The organism is Oceanicaulis sp. (assembly GCF_965249665.1).
Taxonomy (GTDB): Bacteria; Pseudomonadota; Alphaproteobacteria; order Caulobacterales; family Maricaulaceae; genus Oceanicaulis.
The window spans coordinates 1,108,514-1,126,235 of sequence record NZ_OZ252247.1 but is presented as its reverse complement, the minus strand read 5'-3'; the positions used below and the strand labels follow the sequence as shown (position 1 = coordinate 1,126,235).

Below are 17,722 nucleotides of genomic sequence, written 5' to 3'. Positions count from 1 at the left end.
ACAAAGGCGTCAGGCAAGTTTCACGCCGTTTGGAGTACACCCGCCTTGTAATGAGATTGCGCGTTTGCAGTTGCGCGATCAGGCGCGGGCAGGCAAGGCTTACCGGTGAAGATTGACCGGTTGGCGTCGTTTGCCGGACCCCGCCTGACTGGAGACAGAGCCATGACGAACAAGAAAACAATCCTTCTGGTTGATGATGATGACGATCTGCGCGAAGCCCTGGCCGAGCAGTTCGGTTTTGAAGATGACTTCAACGTGCTCACCGCCGACGCTGCAAAGCCGGGCATGGAGCTCGCACGCTCCGAGCCGGTGGACATCATCATTTTTGATGTGGGTCTGCCGGACATGGACGGCCGCGAAGCCTGCCGCCATTTGCGCAAGGACGGTGTGAATACGCCGATCCTTCTACTGACCGCCCAGTCCGGTGACGCCGACCATGTGCTGGGTCTGCGCTCGGGTGCAGATGATTTCCTGGCCAAGCCGATCAGCTTCGTTGTGTTGCTTGAACGGGTGCAATCTCAATTGCGCCGGCACCAGCAAAGCGAAGACGCTGTGCTGCAGGTGGGGCCTTACCGCTTCAAACCGTCCATGAAACTTCTGGTGGACGGTGAAGAGCGCAAGACGCGGCTGACCGAGAAAGAAACCAATATTCTTAAATACCTCTATCGCGCGGGCGGCCAGCCGGTGGCGCGTGAGGAATTGCTCGATCAGGTCTGGGGCTATCACCGTGAAGCCAATACCCACACGCTGGAAACCCATGTCTATCGTCTACGCCAGAAGATCGAACCCGACCCTCAGCAGGCCCGGCTCCTGATTACGGAAAGCGGCGGGTATCGGCTACAGATGTAGCCGGGCCCGAGACCGATGCGTTTAGCTGGGTCCGGAGCCAGTGAGACCCTGGCGCACGACGTTTGTCGTCATGGACTGCTCTTGCGGGCTTAAGCATTCGACTTAGGGTAGAGTACTGCACAGGCCGACCCTCAGACATCTTTAATACCTACTAATTTTGTGTATATAAAATACCTTGAGATTACCTGCTTCTAGAGAACATCACTCTAGAAATTGGGGGAGGGGTGTTTGATCAAGTCGGACGAGACCGAGGTTGCAAAACTGTTGTTGGCCTATCGGCGGGAGACGGGCGCCAAGCAAGCAGCAGTGGCCGAGCAACTCGGCATCAGCCAGGTGCATTATTCGAGAATTGAAACGGGCGCGCAGCAGCCTTCGTTTCATCTGCATGCCCGGATCATGCGATTGCTCGAAGATGTCCGGTTTCAGTATTCGTTTGATCGCTGGCGATTGACCGTGCGCATGTCCCCAACGCTAGTCAGTCTGATCCGGGGCAAGGGTAACCATGTCGAGCTCATTGAATTTTCCAAAGGATTCAGAGCTTTGGGTGGTAATTACGCCTTGGTTGAACCTGGCGATCGATTAGATGGCGTTCTCGGGGAGGACGCCGATCATCATTTCCAGCGCCTCCAGCAGGTCGGCGCCTTTAACGGTGAAGTGCTTCTGGTGGAGAATACCTGGCGGTCCAGCACGCTTCAGGGCGAGACGTATTACCAGGCGGTGTCCACAGCCATACCCGATGATCAGGGCGGGACAGCGCTTCACAGCCATCATCGCCCCGTCAAACAGCATGTCTATGAAGAGATCCTTCGTGATGTGGGCAATTTCAGAATTCTGATGCGCTAGGGGTCTCAAGATCGGCTTCCGCGATCACGCCGCAGCGTCGAAGCAGACGCCCGCGATCGAGAATGGTTTGAACGCTCGCCGCATCAAAGTCGATGTGGGCCGGCTCACCCGACGGCAAGAATGCGGGTGCGGCGAAACCGATGGACCAGTCTTTGAAGGTTCTCTCCTCAAGCGCACCGAAGTGTTTGAGCTGAACTCCGAAATGTCTGCGATCATGGCGGATCCGTTCAAAGGTCTCTCGCACTTTCGCAGGCGGGCCCTCCAGAATCTGGAAAAAGCGGTTCACCTCGACGCCCAGAATGCCGCTGATCTGATTGCGGGCATTGTGGGCGCGTCCAGCGCTCATGATCTCTCCTAGCGGACCCGTCAGCGAGCCCGAGCGGATCGGAAAGTTCGGAAAAGATGTGTAGATGAGCTGGGACAAGGCCATAGCGCTGTCTAGCCCTTCACCCGCATGGCCGAGAGAAACTGCTTCACGGACTCATTCAGGCCGGAAGAACAGGCTTGTACTTCGCTTGCAGCGGCTGTCATGACGTCCACTGAGCTTGAGGCCTGTCTGGCGGCTTTCTCCATGTCTGATGATGCAGACGCGACGGCTTCATTGCCCTGAGCTGCGCTTGTCGAACTGCGGGTAATCTCGGTGGTGGCGCTGGCTTGTTCTTCGACAGCTGCGCCAATGCCCATGGAGGTTTCAGAGATTTTGGAAATCGTGTCCTTGATGAGCGTCATGGCGTCCACGACCGTGTTGGTCGCAGCCTGAATCTCAGCGATCTCACCGCCAATTTCATCCGTGGCTTTCGCGGTTTGATTGGCCAGCGTCTTGACCTCCTGGGCGACGACGGCGAAGCCTTTGCCCGCCTCGCCGGCGCGCGCGCTTTCAATGGTGGCGTTAAGCGCCAGCAAGTTGGTCTGCTCGGCAATTTGCTGGATCAAGGTGACAACGCCTCCGATTTGCGACGCCGCCTGATTGAGGCGTTCAATGTCTGTGACTGCAGTCGTAGCGAGCTGCTCAGCCGTTCGCGCGATGTCGCTTTGGCTGTTGGCCCGTTCCGCAATTTCGCGTGTCGCAGATTCCATCTGGTGCGAGGCGGCGGCCACGGCTCGCACGCTCGCGGCGGATTCTTCCGCGCCAGAGGCCGCGCTGACCGCCCGTTCCAAAGTGGTTTCCACTGTGGACGCGACGTCTTGTGAGGCGTTGCCAATGGTTTCTGAAACCGATGTGAGCGTTTCGACCAGATGGCCGACATTTTGCTCGAATTGGGATGCGAGCGCATGCCGCTCTCGCGCGGCACTGGCTTCGGTTTCTTCAAGATAGAGGGAGATAGCCAGTTCCATATCCAGGAAGATAGCCTTGACCAGAGCATCCAGCTGGCTGTCCAGCCGTTCAGTCTGGCGAGGACGAAATCCCATGATCCCGGCATTGTGTGACTTGGCGACAGCCCGGATCAGGGCGGAGGCAAGATGCGCGTAGCCGCCGATATAATAGCGCGGTTCTAGCCCTAGTCGGCTGTGGGCCAGGCCAATCTTGCGCACGCCTTCGAAATAGGCGCTGTCAAACCGGCCGGACACGATAGACATCCAGTGGGCTTGCTGGCGCCCTTTCGCGCTGTCCATGTGCGCTTCATCGGTGAAGAAGCCTGCAGCGACCGGGGTCGACTTGATGACGTCGTAGAACGCGGAAAGCGCTCCGGGCAACGTCTCTTCAATGGTTGGACGACACTGGGACAGGGCGTCCCGCGTCGGTGTGTCAAAGCCCAGAAAGTCCAGGCGCGCCGCACGATCTTGTTCTTGCATGCATCCCTCCGCAGTTCACTGTACTGTTGAGGAATTCATCGAATATGCAACGGAAATACATATACTTATAACGTATACTTTATACGCATCAGAGTTAAGGGATATTAACTATTCTATCCTAGGCGCAGCGTCACTGGGGCATGGTCTGAAGGTTTCTCCCAGCTGCGCGCTTCGTCCCAGATTTTGAAACTGTCGCGCCCGTCCTTGAGCGCCGCGTCCTTCAGCGCCGGACTGACCCAGATATGGTCAAGGCGGCGCCCGCGGTTCGAGGCGCGCCAATCCTTGCTGCGGTAACTCCACCAGGTGAACAGCTTTTCAGGTTCATCTATCAGTTCGCGCGCCACGTCGATATACTGACCGGCGTGCATCCAGGCGTTCAGCGCCTCCACCTCGACCGGCGTGTGCGAGACGACTTTGAGCAGCTGTTTGTGCGACCAGACATCATGTTCACGCGGGGCGATGTTGAAATCACCGACCATGATGATGGGCGCATTGTCTTTCGCCCGATCCGCCGCATACCCTTTGAGCCGATCCAGAAACTCCAACTTGTGCTTGAAGCGAGGATTGATCTCGGGATCAGGCTCATCACCGCCCGCCGGGATGTAATAGTTCTGAAGCTCGACACCGTTGACGCGCACACGCTGAAAGCGGGCTTCACCGCGGGGGCAGAGCGCGTCCTGGTCCAGCACTTCGATCGGAGTGCGTGACGCAATCGCGACGCCATGAAGGCCTTTCTGACCCACAATATGCAAATGAGGAAGGCCCATCTCCTCAAAGGCGGCCCGAGGAAACTGATCAGGCAGGCATTTGATTTCCTGCAAGGCGATCACGTCCGGCTTCGCCTCATTGACAAAGTTCGCCACATGGGGGGCGCGCAGGCGGACTGAATTGATGTTCCAGGTGGCGAGCGTGAATGGGGTCATGGGAAATCCTGCAAGACTAGGCGTCGATCAGATCAGAGAATATTGTAAGTGGCGCCTGCGACGCCGACGGGCCAGCGCCCGCGCACATACAACCGCCAGCGCGCCAGGAAAGGGTGGGGCGGCTCTTCGTCTTCCGCTTCCGCCATCAGCACCAGCACAGCGCCATGGGCGGCCTGCACCAGCCCGCCGGCAGCGGCGTTGATGACGGTTTCATCAAACATGTCATCCATGGAGGCGCTGGCTTCAGCGGCTTCCCGGGCGAGTTCGCCGATTTTCGACGCCACAAGCGTCAACGCGGCCTGCAAAGCCTGTTCGTCCAACCGCTCCAGGGCGCGCTCAACCAGGGCGGAGCGTTGCATTTCCTCCGCCTCCCAGGCCCAGGGGTCCCGGTCCAGGGTTTCCGCAGCCGCAATGGCGTCTGACCAGTCGCCCATCTCTGCGGGTTCGGCTTCGGGCATGCCCAGACCGTCCAGATAGGCCCGCGCCAGCGCCAGTTCCCGTGGATCGAGCGGTTCGCCCAGCCGTGAGAAAAAAGCAGGATCGCCGATGGATTCCGCAAAGGCGCGCGCCTTGTACAAAAGGGGTATTTCATCAAGCAGGCGCGCGATCTCGTCTTCCGCGCCGCTATAGTCCGAAGGGGAGGGATCAAAGTCGGTCATATCCCCTGTTTAACGCGCCTTGCCTGAAGACGACAGCGATCATGATAGTGGCGCTGAACGAAAATCGCCCGGCGACCTGGGGTGAAGTCGCCGGGCGTTTCGCCTCGCGTCCATCAGGGAAGACGCGGTGTCATGACGCTGGGGGGAGCATCATGACGTCCTGAAGCGTCGGGGGGACGGCGCGCATTCAGGAGCAGCCCTCAGCTGCAGATGTAAGAATGCCACATATTTCCAGAAAAGCGAATTAAAAAGTGGAAATATGTTGTGCGTGATATTTATGCATCAATTCTAGGCAGGATAGAAACTAGCCGGCCACACTTTCCTGCCCGCCTGACGTGGCGAAGGACACCAGCTCTGCAAAGGGCATGGGCCGTCCGAAGAGATAGCCCTGCGCCAAGGTGGCGCCCAGCGCGCGCAGAGCACGATACTGGTCGTGGGTCTCAACACCTTCGGCCACGGTTTTGAGCTTCAGGGATTTGGCCATGGCCAGAATGGTTTCAACCACGATGCGGGCGTGCTCGTCCTGGCTCATATCGCGCACGAAACTCTGGTCAATCTTGAAGACGTCAAAGGGCATGCGCGTCAGATAGGAAAGCGAGGAATGGCCGGTGCCGAAATCGTCGATCGCGAAGGTGACGCCCAGGCGGCGCAGTGGCTCGATCTGTTCGATCACGCGTTCGGGTTCGCGCATGGCGGTGGATTCCGTCAGCTCTAATTCCAGCAGTTCAGGCGGCAAGCCGCTATCCTGCAGCGCTTCCAGAACGGTCTGGGAAAAGCCTTCGCTCTCAAACTGCATGGCGGAGACGTTCACTGCGACCGGCAGGTTCAGGCCTTGTTCGCGCAATTGTTGCGCTTCATGACAGGCGCGGCGCAGCACCCAATCTCCAATTTCACCGATGAGCCCGCATTCCTCGGCCGCCTGGATAAAGGCGCCGGGAGAGAGCAGGCCCGCAGTGGGATGGCGCCAGCGCACAAGCGCTTCAGAGCCAGAGATCGAGCCGTCCACCATGGAGACCTTGGGCTGGTAGAAAACCACGAGCTGGTCGTCGCGCACGGCTTCCCGCAGCTCGTTCTCCAGCACCAGGCGCTCGAACGCGCTCTGGTTCATTGAGGTTTCGAAGAACTCACAGGCGTTGCCGCCAGCGCGTTTCACCGAAGCCATGGCGAGGTCAGCGTGGCGCAGAAGTGTTTCCGGATCTGATCCGTCGCGGGGGAAGCAGGCGATGCCGGCTGAAATGCCCAGAAAGACCTGATGACCTGAAATTTCAAAGGGGCGGCGTACGGAATCCACGATCCGGCGGGCCAGACGCGCCGCATCCGCGCTGTCGCGCAGGCGCGGCAACAGAACGGTGAATTCATCCCCGCCCAGGCGCGCGACCATGGACGGCTCCTTGGTCAGGTCACCCTGGGACAGATCCCAGCCGCGAACCGCTTCACGCAGACGGCGTCCGACCGCTTCGAGCAAACGGTCGCCCTCGCCGATGCCCAGAGAGTCATTGACGCGTTTGAACCGGTCGAGATCGAGAAACAGGATTGCGCCTTCATCGCCGGCTTCAGTCGCCTCGCGCGCCACCCGCTCGACTTCCTTGCGGAAGCGTTCGCGGTTGGGCAATTCGGTGATCATGTCCACATAGGCCAGGCGATGAACGCGCTTCACGGAGGCGTCGAGGCGCGCAAACATGCGGTTGAACGCGTTCGCCAGTACTTCCAGTTCGTCGCCGGTATGGACTTCGATCCGCAAATCCAGTTTGCGCGAGGAGGCCAGACGCGCGGCTTCGGTCAGTCGACGGACAGGACCCAGCGCCTTGCGTACGATCAGCGCGACCAGCGGCAGGAAAATCAAAAGCGCAACGGACGCGATCACCACCTGCCGGATGATGATGTCAATGGCGGGGGTGACGACGGCCGACATGGGCACGGTCACGACCACAGCACCGATCAGACGACCGTTGAAGAAGACCGGCTCGGCGACACGAATATCATCGCCAACGCGCTCTATGCGGGTGTCGACCGCGCCGATGGCAGATTGCACCAGATGATCGGCGGCGCGATCGCCGACATCATAAGCAGCATCGCCATTGAGCGCGAGCACGCGCCGATTCACATCTGCGACGTAAACCGAGCTCACATCCGGTCGGGCGCCAAAATCCGCCAGCAACCGATTGGTCAGCCCGTCAATGTCACTGATGGCGATGGCGTTGGCGGCGGTGGTGGTGAACAATTCGGTGATCAGCTCAGCATGCACCAGACCGGCTGTATTATTGTCTTGGGATTTTAGCTGGTACTCAACAGCCATAAGCGCAGTCGTCGCGGCGAGAAGGATCACCCCGCAAAGCAAAGTGAACTTCATCACCAGAGATCGCATCACCCTGGAAATTGCGTGTCTGATAGGCGCCATCAGGACCCCAGCTGCAGGCGAAAGGCGTGCGGAATGCACACGAAACAACCCGATGCTGAACTGATGTGCTAAAAATCAGGTTAAGGACGAAGCGAAAAGTCAAAAAGGACCCCGCGGGGGCGGAGTCCTTGATGAAGTCTTACGCACTTTGCAGCCCAATACAGGCTGATCTTTAGTCCAGCGTGACGCCTTTTTGCGCCGCCAGATCCTTGAGTGAAACGAGCGGGCGCGCGCCCATGTGCGAGATCACTTCGGCGGCGGCGATGACGCCCAGACGGCCGCAGGTGTGCAAATCCGCGCCGCGCGAATAGCCGGCCAGGAAGCCGGCGGCGAACTGGTCGCCAGCGCCGGTGGTGTCCACAATGGTGTCAACAGGGTCAGCGTCCACACGCACTTCTTCATCACCGGAAACGATCACGGCGCCTTTTTCCGAGCGCGTGATGGCGGCGACGCGGGTTTCGGCGCGCACTTTGGCGAGCGCCGTCTCGAAGTCGTCCACTTCGTATAGCGCCTTGATTTCGGCCTCATTGGCGAACAGCACGTCGATATGGTTCTTCACCAGATGGCGGAAGCTGTCGCGGTGACGTTCCACACAGAAGGTGTCTGACAGGGTCAGGGCCACGCGACGACCGGCGGCCTGGGCGAGCTCGGACGCCCGTACGAAAGCGGCTTTCGCCTCAGGGCGGTCAAACAGATAGCCTTCCAGAAAGGTCACAGTGGCTGATTTGACCAGTTCGGGGTCGATATCAGCTTCGTCCATCATGGTGGACGCGCCCAGGAAGGTGTTCATGGCCCGGCGCGCATCTTCCGGCACGGCGATCAGGCAACGCGCCGTGGAGGGACCGTTCTTGAGGGGCTTGGTATCATAATGCACGCCGATCGAGCGCAGGTCATGGGCGAAAACCTCGCCCAGCTGGTCGTCGGCGACCTTGCCGATATAGGCGCCGCGCACGCCAAGACTGGCAACGCCCGCCAGTGAATTGGCCGCCGAACCGCCCGAGATTTCCTGAGCGGGCGGGAAGGCTTCATACAAGGTCTGCGCCCGCTCCTCGTCAATCAGCAGCATGGCGTCCTTGGCCAGACCGTGCTCTTGGATAAAGGCGTCATTCACAGACGCGAGCACGTCCACAATAGCGTTGCCGACGCCGAGGACGTCGTAGCGGGTTTCGGTCATGTGAGGATCATCCTGAAGCTGAAATCGGGGGGCGTGTACCGCGGCGGCTCTGTAAACTCAACCCGCAGAAGGGTTCTGGAAAACCTCTATGGGACGGGTTAAGCGGTTGCGCCAGCGCCATCTGACCGAGGAAGCCCATGACCCGCATCTGTTTTCTGACCTCCGCCGACATGATGAAGGATCGCCCGGGCGCTCGCGACGACTGGTTCGAGTTCGATCTTGAATTCGGCGCCCTGTCCAAAGCGTGCGAGGCGAACGGGATCTCACTGGAAGCGTGCGTCTGGGACCAGCCGTTCGACGCTTCGGTCTATGACGGCTTCATGGTGGGTACGGTTTGGGATTATCCGCCCAAGCTGCAGCTCTTCTTGGACACACTTGATCGGCTGCATGAGATTGCGCCGGTCTATAACAGCCCGACCCTGGTGCGCTGGAATATCGAGAAAACCTATCTCAAGGCGCTGGATGAGGCGGGCGCCCCCTCCATTCCGACGCTTTGGGCGGACAAGGCGGACGCAGACGCGGTACAGGCTGGGTTTGACCGGTTTGGCGGCGACAAGATCGTGGTGAAACCGCTGGTGGGCGGCGGCGCCTGGCGTCAGGCGCTGATCAAAAAGGGTGAAGCCTTGCCTGCGGCTGACGATCTGCCGCTGGGCGCCTGCCTCATTCAGCCCTTCCTGCCCGGCGTGCCCGAAGAGGGCGAATACTCGATGATTTTCTTTGGCGGGCGGTTTTCACACGCGCTCAACAAGCGCCCCAAATCGGGCGATTATCGGGTGCAGTCGCTTTACGGCGCCTCTGAAATGCTGTGGGAGCCGTCAGACGCGGATCTCGCCCTGGCGCGCGAGGTGCTGAGCGCTGCACGTAAGATCACCGGCGAGGACGAGTTTCTCTATGCTCGCGTCGATATGGTGCGCGGTCAGGACGGCGGTCTGGTGGTGATGGAGCTCGAGATCATCGAGCCTTACCTTTACCCCGAACAAGGCCCGGACATGGGCGCGGTGTTTGTGGAGGCGCTGAAAGAAAAGCTCGCCTAATCCGCATCGGGTTTGGCGGTGAAGCGCGTGATCAGCGCTTCAGGGTCATAGGGCACAGGGCGGCCCGGGCGGAAGGCGAAGGCCAGATAGCCGCCAAGCGCTGCGAAGGGCAGACCCGCCAGCGCCAGCATGGCGCTTTGTTCGTTGAGCATCATCCACGCCATATAGCTGATCGCCATGCTGGCCATGACCACGCCGACACCGCCCAGGAGTAATCGCGATCCCAGGGTTTGCCCTTCCGTGAAGCGCACCGTATCGAACCGGGGCCGCAAGGCCTTGTGAAGAGCGACAAGAAGCGTTTGGAATTCCAACGCATTATCCTCCCACTCACTCAAGGATATGGCGCGACGGCTGCCAAACAGCATTTCGCCTGACGGGCCGCTCACCCGGCATACGACCTGGCTTTGCGCGCCCGCCATCTCCACGGACAACCGCACCCCGGTCACTGCATCCAGCGCCATTCGGCGCTCGAGCCGCCCCTCTTCCACCCATTCGATACGATCTCGGTACAAGATGATCTGCCGCGCGGCGCGCAGCGCGTTGCGTTGATCCTTGATCTGGGCGATCGGGGCGTCGGTCATGGCTTTGTGTCCCAGCAGGCTGCGTCATGCGCCCTCTTGCCGGAAATGACGGAACGCGGCAACGTCACAGTCATGAGCACACCGCGTAAATTCCTTATCATCGCCGACGGGACTGAAGAAAGCCGCTCCGCCGCCTATTTCGCCGCGCGTCGCGCCCGCAATACGGGCGGCATGGTCACTGTGCTGGCCGTTGTGGACACTGAAGGCGGGTTCGAGCACTGGCTGGGTGTGGGCGAAACCATGCGCGCCGAAGCCCGAGAAGCCGCTGAAGCTGCGCTTGAAAGCCTGTCCGAGGATGTCGAGGAGGTCACGGAGACCCGCCCGGAAGTGATCTTGCGTGATGGCGATCTGATTGAGGCCTTGCGGGAATTGCTGGAGGCGGACCCGGCGATTTCAATCCTGGTTCTGGGTGCGTCGACGGGCAAGGACGGGCCCGGCCCGCTGGTCAACGCGCTGGGACGCGGCAAGGGCCTGTTTGAGGACCGGACCATTCCAGTGACGGTGGTCCCCGGCAATCTGTCGCGGGCCGATATCAAGGCGCTGACTTGATCGACCCAGATCCCCTACTGTGTCTGGGGTTGAACGCCGCCGCGCCACGGGCCATTTCAAGGGTTCCCCGACCCGCGCAGGATGCCCGCTATGTTTATTCAGACCGAAGACACCCCAAACCCGGATACGCTGAAATTCCTGCCCGGCCAGTCCGTCTCCATAGAGGGCCCGCGTGATTTCGCGACACCCGAAGACGCGGAAAACTCTTATCTGGCGCGTGAGCTGTTTCGGGTTGAGGGGGTGGTCCGGGTCTTCGCCGGTCAGGACTTCATCTCCGTAACCAAGGCGGAAGGCGTGGACTGGCCGCACATCAAGCCGGCCGTTCTGGGCGCGATCATGGATTGCCTTGAGAGCGACAAGCCCTTGTTCGGCGACGCCGAGCATGATGGTCACGCCGTCTATGAAGGTGAAGCCGCGGGTATCGTCAAAGAGATCAAGGACGTTATCGACACCCGCGTGCGCCCCGCTGTGGCGCGCGACGGCGGCGATATCGTCTTTCACAGCTATGATGAAGGTTCCGGTGTCGTGCAGCTTCACATGCGCGGCGCCTGCGCCGGCTGTCCGTCCTCAACCCTGACGCTCAAACAGGGCATTGAGAACCTGCTCAAGCACTATGTGCCTGAAGTGAGCAGCGTCGAAGCTGTGCTTTAATCGCTTCAGAACCAAATCAGACCTCTATGATCGACCTTTGATCTGATCGCAGTCAGGCTGATTCACCCTTTTATCGATTTCGGAGCTCCACATGACCGACACCCAAGCCCCGCTCGCCCTTGAAGACCGTCATGGGGTACTGCCCGATCACGCGCTGGACCAATTGTTTCGCGGCGCGCGCACCTTTTATTCTTGGGAAGACAAGCCGGTCTCGGAAACCACAATCCGCGCGCTCTACGAGCTTTTGCAATATGGTCCGACCAGCGCCAATCAGTCCCCGGCGCGTTTCCTGTTTCTGCAAGGGGAGCACCAGGCGCGGCTCAAGCCGCACCTGATCGAGCCCAATATCGAGAAGACCGTCACCGCGCCGGTGACGGTGGTTCTGGCCTGGGACTGGAATTTTCATGAGAAGATTCCCCAGCTCTTCCCGCACAATCCCGAAGCGAAAGAGTGGTTCGCCTCGGATGAAGCCCGGTTTGAAAACGGCTTTCGTAACAGCTCGCTGCAAGGCGCCTATCTGATCATGGCGGCGCGGGCGCTGGGCCTGGATTGCGGGGCGATGTCGGGCTTTGACAAGGACGGCGTCGACGAGGAATTCTTCAAGAATGATCCTGAAATGGGCGCCTGGCGCTCCAATTTCCTGATCAATCTTGGTTACGGCACCACTGAGAAACTTTTCCCGCGTCTGCCGAAGCTCAGCTTCGACGAAGGCGCCAAGCTGTTGAAGTAAGCCATGAGCACACCCGCCAGTCTGGTGGTGGACACGATCGGTCCCTGGTGCGCCTGCGCGCTGAAAGCCGGGGATCAGATCGTGATGCGGGCGGAAGAGATCGGCCGCGGTCATGCCGAACGCCTGGCGCCCATGGTCGAAGACATCCTCTCAGAGGCCGGCGTCAGCGCGCAATCGCTGACCCGGATCGGCGTCAATGTGGGCCCGGGCGGGTTCGCCGGCACGCGCGTCGGCGTCGCTTTTGCGCGGGGTCTGGCGCTGTCCACCGGGGCGAAAGCGCTGGGCGTGTCCAATCTTGATGCCTTGGCCCTGCGCGCTGATCCCAAGGGCGAGCGCACGGTTATGGTTCTTCATGACGCCAGGCGCGGCGATCTGATCTGGCGCCTTTACACCCATGGGCGTGCGGTGACCGACATCTGTTCTGGCAACGCTCATGACGCGCAAGACGAGATGGAAGCCTTTGGCGGCCTTTATCTGACAGGGTCGGGCGCGGCTCTGGTGGGCGCCGATCCCAGCCATTTCGACCCGGCCCCGCCCTTGCGCGAATTGCTGAGCCTGACCGAAACCGCCCCGGACGATGCGCCGCTCCCCTCCCCGCTTTATGCGCGACCGCCGGATGCGAAACTGCCCGGCGGCCAGTCGCCGGCATGAGCGCGCCTGACGGCTTTGAAGCCGGCCCTGAGGCCGCGGCGCTGTTCGCCGCGCTTCACGCCGAGTGTTTTCCAGACCCATGGGGCGAAGAGGATTTTGCCCGTTTGCTGGCGTCATCCGGCGTCAAAGGGCTGATCGCGCGCACGGAAGACATCCCGCAAGGCTTGTCGCTGATCCGTACGGTCGCGGGGGAATGTGAGCTTTTGACCATCGGCGTTCTGCCCGATGCGCGCCGGTCGGGCGTCGGGGGGCGTTTGCTGTCGAAAAGCGAGGCGGCGGCGCGCCGGTCTGGCGCCCGGCGGTTGTTTCTGGAAGTGTCCGAGCGCAATACGGCCGCCAGCGCCCTATATGAAAGCGCAGGCTATCGTCAGATCGGCTTGCGCAAGAGTTATTATCGCGACGGGGCGGCTGCACGGGTTCTGGCGCGCGATTTGGTCTGACATCGAAGTCGCGCGACATATGGACACGCCCCGCCGAGGCTGGCTATCAAGGACGCAACGGGGCGCGCGCCCCACAGGTTAGGGAGTTGGCGATGCCGGATCGGATTGAGAAGCTCTGCGTGGAAAAAGGTCTGCGCATGACCGAACAACGCCGCGTCATCGCGCGCATCCTGTCGCAAGCTGAAGACCACCCCGACGCCGAAGAGCTGCATCGCCGCGCCTCGGACGTGGATTCGCGCATTTCACTGGCCACGGTCTACCGCACGGTGCGCCTGTTTGAGGAAGCCGGGATCATCGAGCGCCATGACTTCCGTGACGGCCGCTCACGCTATGAAGAAGCCTCTGATGACCATCATGACCATCTGATTGATCTGAAGACGGGCGAAGTGGTCGAATTCATGGATGAAGAGATCGAGCGCCTGCAAGAGGCCATCGCCAAACGCCTGGGTTACAAGCTGATCGATCACCGGCTGGAGCTTTACGGCGTGAAGATCGAGGACGGCAAATAGAGAGCGTTAACCGCGCTTCGGGCTGCGGATCGTCAAGCGGCGCCTTGCATCCGCCCCACTCTATCCCCATAACCCGTCCTCCCTTATCCACAGACTTTCGCCGCCAGGGAGGCCGGCTCCGCCCATGACCGATATCATTCGCGACGCCGACACCACGACCAAGGACCGCAAGCGCCTGTTCATCAAGACCTATGGGTGTCAGATGAACGTCTATGACTCAGAGCGCATGCGCGATGTTCTGGCGCCTTTGGGCTATGAGCCCGCCGATGAACCCGATGGCGCGGATCTGGTGATCCTGAACACCTGCCATATCCGGGAGAAAGCCGCCGAAAAGGTCTATTCCGAACTGGGGCGTCTGAAGCCCCTGAAAGAAGAGAAAGCCACCACCGGCAAGCCGATGACCATTACCGTTGCCGGATGCGTGGCCCAGGCGGAAGGCGCGGAGATCCAGCGCCGCGCCCCGGTCGTCGATCTGGTGGTCGGCCCGCAAACCTATCACAAGCTGCCTGAACTCATCGCCAATGTGCACCGCGCGCGAGGCGAAGCGCTCGACACCGAGTTCGAGGTCGAAGAGAAGTTTGACGCCCTCGCCGCGCCCGAGCGCCATGTGGAGGGCTTCACCGCCTTCGTCACCGTGCAGGAAGGCTGTGACAAGTTCTGCACCTTCTGTGTCGTGCCCTATACGCGCGGTGCGGAATGGTCGCGCCCGGTGGACCAGATCGTGGCGGAAGTCCGCGCGCTGGCCGCCAAGGGCGTACGCGAAGTCACGCTACTGGGCCAGAACGTCAACGCCTATCATGGCGATGCGCCGAAAGGCGACGCGACGGGCGGCGTCTGGGGGTTGGGGCAGCTGGTGCGCCATCTGGCGAAGATCGGCGGCATCGAACGCATCCGCTTCACCACCTCTCACCCCAAGGACATGAATGACGATCTCATCCAGGCCTTTGCGGATGAGCCCAAGCTGATGCCGTATTTCCACCTGCCGGTGCAGGCGGGGTCGGACAAGATTCTCAAATCCATGAACCGCTCGCATACGGCGGCAGAGTATCTAGAGAGCATCGAGAAATTGCGCGCCGCCCGGCCCGACATCGCCATTTCCGGCGACATGATCGTGGGCTTTCCTGGTGAGACGGAGGCCGATTTCGAAGCGACGATGGAGCTGGTGCGCCAGGTCAATTACGCGTCCTGCTTCTCGTTCAAATACTCCAAGCGTCCCGGCACGCCCGGCGCCGCCATGTTCAACCAGATCGACGAAGGCGTGAAAAGCGAACGCCTGGCGCGTTTGCAGGCGCTGTTGTCTGAACAGCAGATCGCCTTCAACCGCTCCATGATCGGCAAAACGCTGCCCGTCCTGTTAGAGCGTGAAGGCCGGTTTGAGGGCCAATTGTCTGGCCGCAGCCCCTATCTGCAAGCGGTTCATTGCGAAGGCCCGCTTGAACTCATCGGTCAGATCGCCAATGTGGAGATCACAGGGGCGAGCCAGAACGCCCTCTCCGGACGTCTGATTACAAAGGAAATCGCAGCCGCGTGAGCCGCTCATCAAAACCGCGTCGTCCCAAACGGGCGGCGTCCGAAACACTTCATTTTGAAGATTCCGATCTTGTTCGCATCCTTGCGGGGCCGGGTCACGAAAACTTCGCCACGCTCGAGCATGAACTGGAGGTTCAGCTTGAAGCGCCGGGCGGCGGTCAGATCGTGATCACCGCCGAGGAGGCGCGTGCGCGGATCGAAGCGCGGCGCGTGCTCAATGCGCTTTATGGCCGCGCCAGCGAAGGCCTGCCGATTGATCCGCCCGCGGCCCGCGCCGCCTGCCTGATGGCCGATGACGACGCCGGCGAAGAGATTGATGCGGTGATCCGGGTGCCGCGCGGCGCCAGCTTCGCCGCCCGCACCGATGGCCAGCAAGGCTATGTGAGATCGCTCAAGAACGATCGCGCCTATGACATGATCTTTGGCGTGGGTCCGGCGGGCACGGGCAAGACCTTGCTGGCGGTGGCCTATGGCGCGTCGCAACTGGCGCTGGGCAGTGTGGACCGGTTGATCATCACCCGTCCCGCGGTCGAGGCGGGCGAACGACTGGGTTTCCTGCCCGGTGACCTGACCGAGAAGATCGATCCGTATCTGCTGCCGATCTGGGACGCCCTGCGGGACGCGCTCGGTCAGCGTCTGAGCGAGAAGATGCGCGAGGAAGGCCGGGTTGAAGTCGCTCCACTGGCTTTCATGCGCGGCCGGACGCTCAACAACGCCTTTGTGGTTGTCGATGAGGCCCAGAACGCCACCATCCCGCAAATGCGCATGGTGCTGACCCGGCTGGGGGAAGGCTCGCGCATGGCGGTGACAGGCGATCCGACACAGACCGATTTGCGCCGGGGCGAGCCGTCGGGCTTGCCGCATGCCTTACGCCTGCTTCAGGATGAACAAAGGATCGCCGTGCATCGCTTCACCCGCCATGATGTGGTGCGGCACGGTCTGGTGGCGCGCATCGTGGACGCTTACGAACGCGATGACGCCGTTCGCAGCGACGAGACGAACCATGTCTGAAGTGGTGTTGGATCAGCAGCGTGTGGAGTTCGTTGTCGAAGACGAGCGCTGGACCCGCCATGAGGGCCTGCTGGAGCGGTGCCGCTGTGCGATCGAAGCCGGGCTGGATCAGCTGGAGGACGCGCGCGCCGGAGCCGCCGTTATCTTGTTTTCAGATGACGCCACCGTGCATGAACTCAATCGCCGGTTCCGGGACAAGGACAAGCCGACCAATGTGTTGTCTTTTCCGGCGCCGGAGCGTGAAGGCTATCCCGGCGATGTGATCCTGGCGTACGAAACATGCGCCCAAGAGGCGCAGGCTGCGAAAGTATCGCTGATTGATCATGCCGCGCATCTGGCGCTTCATGGCGTTTTGCATTTAAACGGTTTTGACCATCAGGAGGAAGACGAGGCGACTGAGATGGAAGCGCTGGAGACGGCGGTTCTGACCGGTCTGGGGATGTCAGATCCCTACCTCGTGCAGGAATAGGCATGAACGACGATCCGTCTTCGCGAAGTCTTATGGCCCGTTTGAAACGGGCCTTGAGCGGGGCGCGCCCCGAAATTCAGGACGCCGAGCCAATTGTGAACGGTGCGCCTGACCCCATGGACGCCGGGGCTTTCCTGGTGAATATGCGCGAGTTTCAGGACATGCGCGTGGATGATGTTATGGTGCCTCGCGCCGACATCGTCGCGATCGACATCGAAACCCCGCTCAAGGAATTGGCGCGCACCTTTGGTGAAGCCACCCATTCGCGTCTGCCTGTCTACCGTGAGACCCTGGATGACCCGGTGGGTCTGGCGCATATCAAGGACGTGCTGGGCTATATGTCGCGCTTCGCCGAGGAAGGCGCGGAGGGCGGTCCGGATTCCTGGGCGGACATGCGCATTCTGCCGGCTGTCAGGCGTCCTCTGCTCTATGTGCCGGCGTCCATGCGCGCCTTTGACTTGCTGTTGAAGATGCAGTCTCGGCGCATGCATATGGCGCTGGTGGTCGATGAGTTTGGCGGCACGGACGGCCTTGTTACGCTGGAAGATCTGATCGAACCGATTGTCGGCGATATCGAGGATGAGCATGATGAGGCGGAAACGCCCAACATCCTCGCCAAGGGCCCGCATTGCTGGGAGGCGGATGCGCGCGCCATGATCGAGGATCTTGAACAGGTGGTGGGCTGCGATATCGCCACCGAGGAAGAAGAAAACGACGTGGATACGCTGGGCGGGCTGGTGTTCCACCTTGCGGGACGTGTGCCGGAGCGCGGCGAAGTCCTGGCGCATCCTTCGGGCTTTGAATTTGAAGTCCTCGATTCTGATCCGCGTCGGATCAAGCGCCTACGCGTGAAACCGGGCGCTGGGTCGACCCTCGCCGGCGATGAAGCCAGCCGAATGGCTGCTGGCGCCGTCAGTCCGGATTAGA

At 60.8% G+C, this 17,722-nt stretch carries 20 protein-coding genes; 13 read left to right on the top strand and 7 right to left on the bottom strand.

All coding sequences use genetic code 11. The features are described 5' to 3' along the window. Positions 1-162: 162 nt before the first annotated feature. Entirely contained in the window at positions 163-849 is a 687-nt protein-coding gene (locus tag ACP154_RS05275; RefSeq protein ID WP_107711987.1) for a response regulator transcription factor, read from the top strand. Between the two features lie 228 nt (positions 850-1,077). Next, positions 1,078-1,692: a helix-turn-helix transcriptional regulator gene (locus ACP154_RS05270; protein WP_421861195.1), complete on the top strand. Its 615-nt coding sequence runs from the start codon at positions 1,078-1,080 to the stop codon at positions 1,690-1,692. Here ACP154_RS05270 and ACP154_RS05265 read toward each other — a convergent pair. The 6 genes from ACP154_RS05265 to ACP154_RS05240 form a co-directional block, all read right to left on the bottom strand. Continuing rightward, positions 1,673-2,122, bottom strand: coding sequence for a BLUF domain-containing protein (locus ACP154_RS05265; RefSeq protein WP_421861197.1), 450 nt, complete (start codon positions 2,120-2,122; stop codon positions 1,673-1,675). The genes ACP154_RS05270 and ACP154_RS05265 overlap by 20 nt on opposite strands. 8 nt (positions 2,123-2,130) lie before the next feature. Further along, complete coding sequence (locus ACP154_RS05260; RefSeq protein ID WP_421861200.1) at positions 2,131-3,486, bottom strand: protoglobin domain-containing protein; 1,356 nt, start codon at positions 3,484-3,486, stop codon at positions 2,131-2,133. Between the two features lie 113 nt (positions 3,487-3,599). Beyond that, the gene (xth, locus tag ACP154_RS05255) at positions 3,600-4,409 is read right to left on the bottom strand and encodes an exodeoxyribonuclease III (RefSeq protein WP_107711983.1); all 810 of its coding nucleotides are present in this window, start codon (positions 4,407-4,409) and stop codon (positions 3,600-3,602) included. A 32-nt stretch (positions 4,410-4,441) separates the two neighbouring features. Further along, entirely contained in the window at positions 4,442-5,068 is a 627-nt protein-coding gene (locus tag ACP154_RS05250) for a hypothetical protein (RefSeq protein WP_133724389.1), read from the bottom strand. Positions 5,069-5,372: 304 nt separating this feature from the next. Beyond that, positions 5,373-7,418, bottom strand: a complete 2,046-nt coding sequence (locus tag ACP154_RS05245; RefSeq protein WP_421861396.1) for a putative bifunctional diguanylate cyclase/phosphodiesterase — start codon at positions 7,416-7,418, stop codon at positions 5,373-5,375. A 220-nt stretch (positions 7,419-7,638) separates the two neighbouring features. Further along, entirely contained in the window at positions 7,639-8,640 is a 1,002-nt protein-coding gene (locus ACP154_RS05240) for an adenosine kinase (protein ID WP_421861203.1), read from the bottom strand. A gap of 137 nt (positions 8,641-8,777) precedes the next feature. Between ACP154_RS05240 and ACP154_RS05235 the strand changes: the two genes are divergently transcribed. Continuing rightward, positions 8,778-9,674, top strand: a complete 897-nt coding sequence (locus ACP154_RS05235) for an ATP-grasp domain-containing protein (RefSeq protein WP_421861207.1) — start codon at positions 8,778-8,780, stop codon at positions 9,672-9,674. Here the strand turns inward: ACP154_RS05235 and ACP154_RS05230 are convergent. Then, a complete protein-coding gene (locus tag ACP154_RS05230; protein ID WP_421861209.1) occupies positions 9,671-10,255 on the bottom strand; it encodes a hypothetical protein in 585 nt (194 codons plus the stop codon). The two genes, ACP154_RS05235 and ACP154_RS05230, sit on opposite strands and share 4 nt — an antisense overlap. A gap of 72 nt (positions 10,256-10,327) precedes the next feature. Between ACP154_RS05230 and ACP154_RS05225 the strand changes: the two genes are divergently transcribed. From ACP154_RS05225 to ACP154_RS05180, 10 genes are all read left to right on the top strand, one after another. Beyond that, entirely contained in the window at positions 10,328-10,804 is a 477-nt protein-coding gene (locus tag ACP154_RS05225; protein WP_421861212.1) for a universal stress protein, read from the top strand. Between the two features lie 90 nt (positions 10,805-10,894). After that, positions 10,895-11,455 (top strand): NifU family protein, encoded by a 561-nt coding sequence (locus ACP154_RS05220; RefSeq protein ID WP_421861215.1) that lies wholly within the window; start codon positions 10,895-10,897, stop codon positions 11,453-11,455. Positions 11,456-11,546: 91 nt separating this feature from the next. Continuing rightward, positions 11,547-12,185, top strand: a complete 639-nt coding sequence (locus ACP154_RS05215) for a malonic semialdehyde reductase (RefSeq protein WP_421861217.1) — start codon at positions 11,547-11,549, stop codon at positions 12,183-12,185. Between the two features lie 3 nt (positions 12,186-12,188). Continuing rightward, entirely contained in the window at positions 12,189-12,836 is a 648-nt protein-coding gene (gene tsaB, locus ACP154_RS05210) for a tRNA (adenosine(37)-N6)-threonylcarbamoyltransferase complex dimerization subunit type 1 TsaB (RefSeq protein ID WP_421861220.1), read from the top strand. Then, positions 12,833-13,276, top strand: coding sequence for a GNAT family N-acetyltransferase (locus ACP154_RS05205; RefSeq protein ID WP_421861222.1), 444 nt, complete (start codon positions 12,833-12,835; stop codon positions 13,274-13,276). Before tsaB ends, ACP154_RS05205 begins: the two co-directional genes overlap by 4 nt. Positions 13,277-13,368: 92 nt before the next feature. Continuing rightward, positions 13,369-13,785: a Fur family transcriptional regulator gene (locus tag ACP154_RS05200; RefSeq protein WP_107711973.1), complete on the top strand. Its 417-nt coding sequence runs from the start codon at positions 13,369-13,371 to the stop codon at positions 13,783-13,785. A 124-nt stretch (positions 13,786-13,909) separates the two neighbouring features. Continuing rightward, on the top strand, positions 13,910-15,316 hold the full coding sequence (gene miaB / locus ACP154_RS05195; protein WP_421861225.1) for a tRNA (N6-isopentenyl adenosine(37)-C2)-methylthiotransferase MiaB: 1,407 nt from the start codon (positions 13,910-13,912) through the stop codon (positions 15,314-15,316). Further along, positions 15,313-16,326, top strand: coding sequence for a PhoH family protein (locus tag ACP154_RS05190; RefSeq protein WP_199235496.1), 1,014 nt, complete (start codon positions 15,313-15,315; stop codon positions 16,324-16,326). Before miaB ends, ACP154_RS05190 begins: the two co-directional genes overlap by 4 nt. Further along, on the top strand, positions 16,319-16,795 hold the full coding sequence (ybeY, locus tag ACP154_RS05185; RefSeq protein ID WP_421861227.1) for an rRNA maturation RNase YbeY: 477 nt from the start codon (positions 16,319-16,321) through the stop codon (positions 16,793-16,795). Before ACP154_RS05190 ends, ybeY begins: the two co-directional genes overlap by 8 nt. 2 nt (positions 16,796-16,797) lie before the next feature. Next, positions 16,798-17,721, top strand: a complete 924-nt coding sequence (locus tag ACP154_RS05180; protein WP_421861230.1) for a hemolysin family protein — start codon at positions 16,798-16,800, stop codon at positions 17,719-17,721. The last annotated feature ends 1 nt before the right edge of the window (position 17,722 follow it).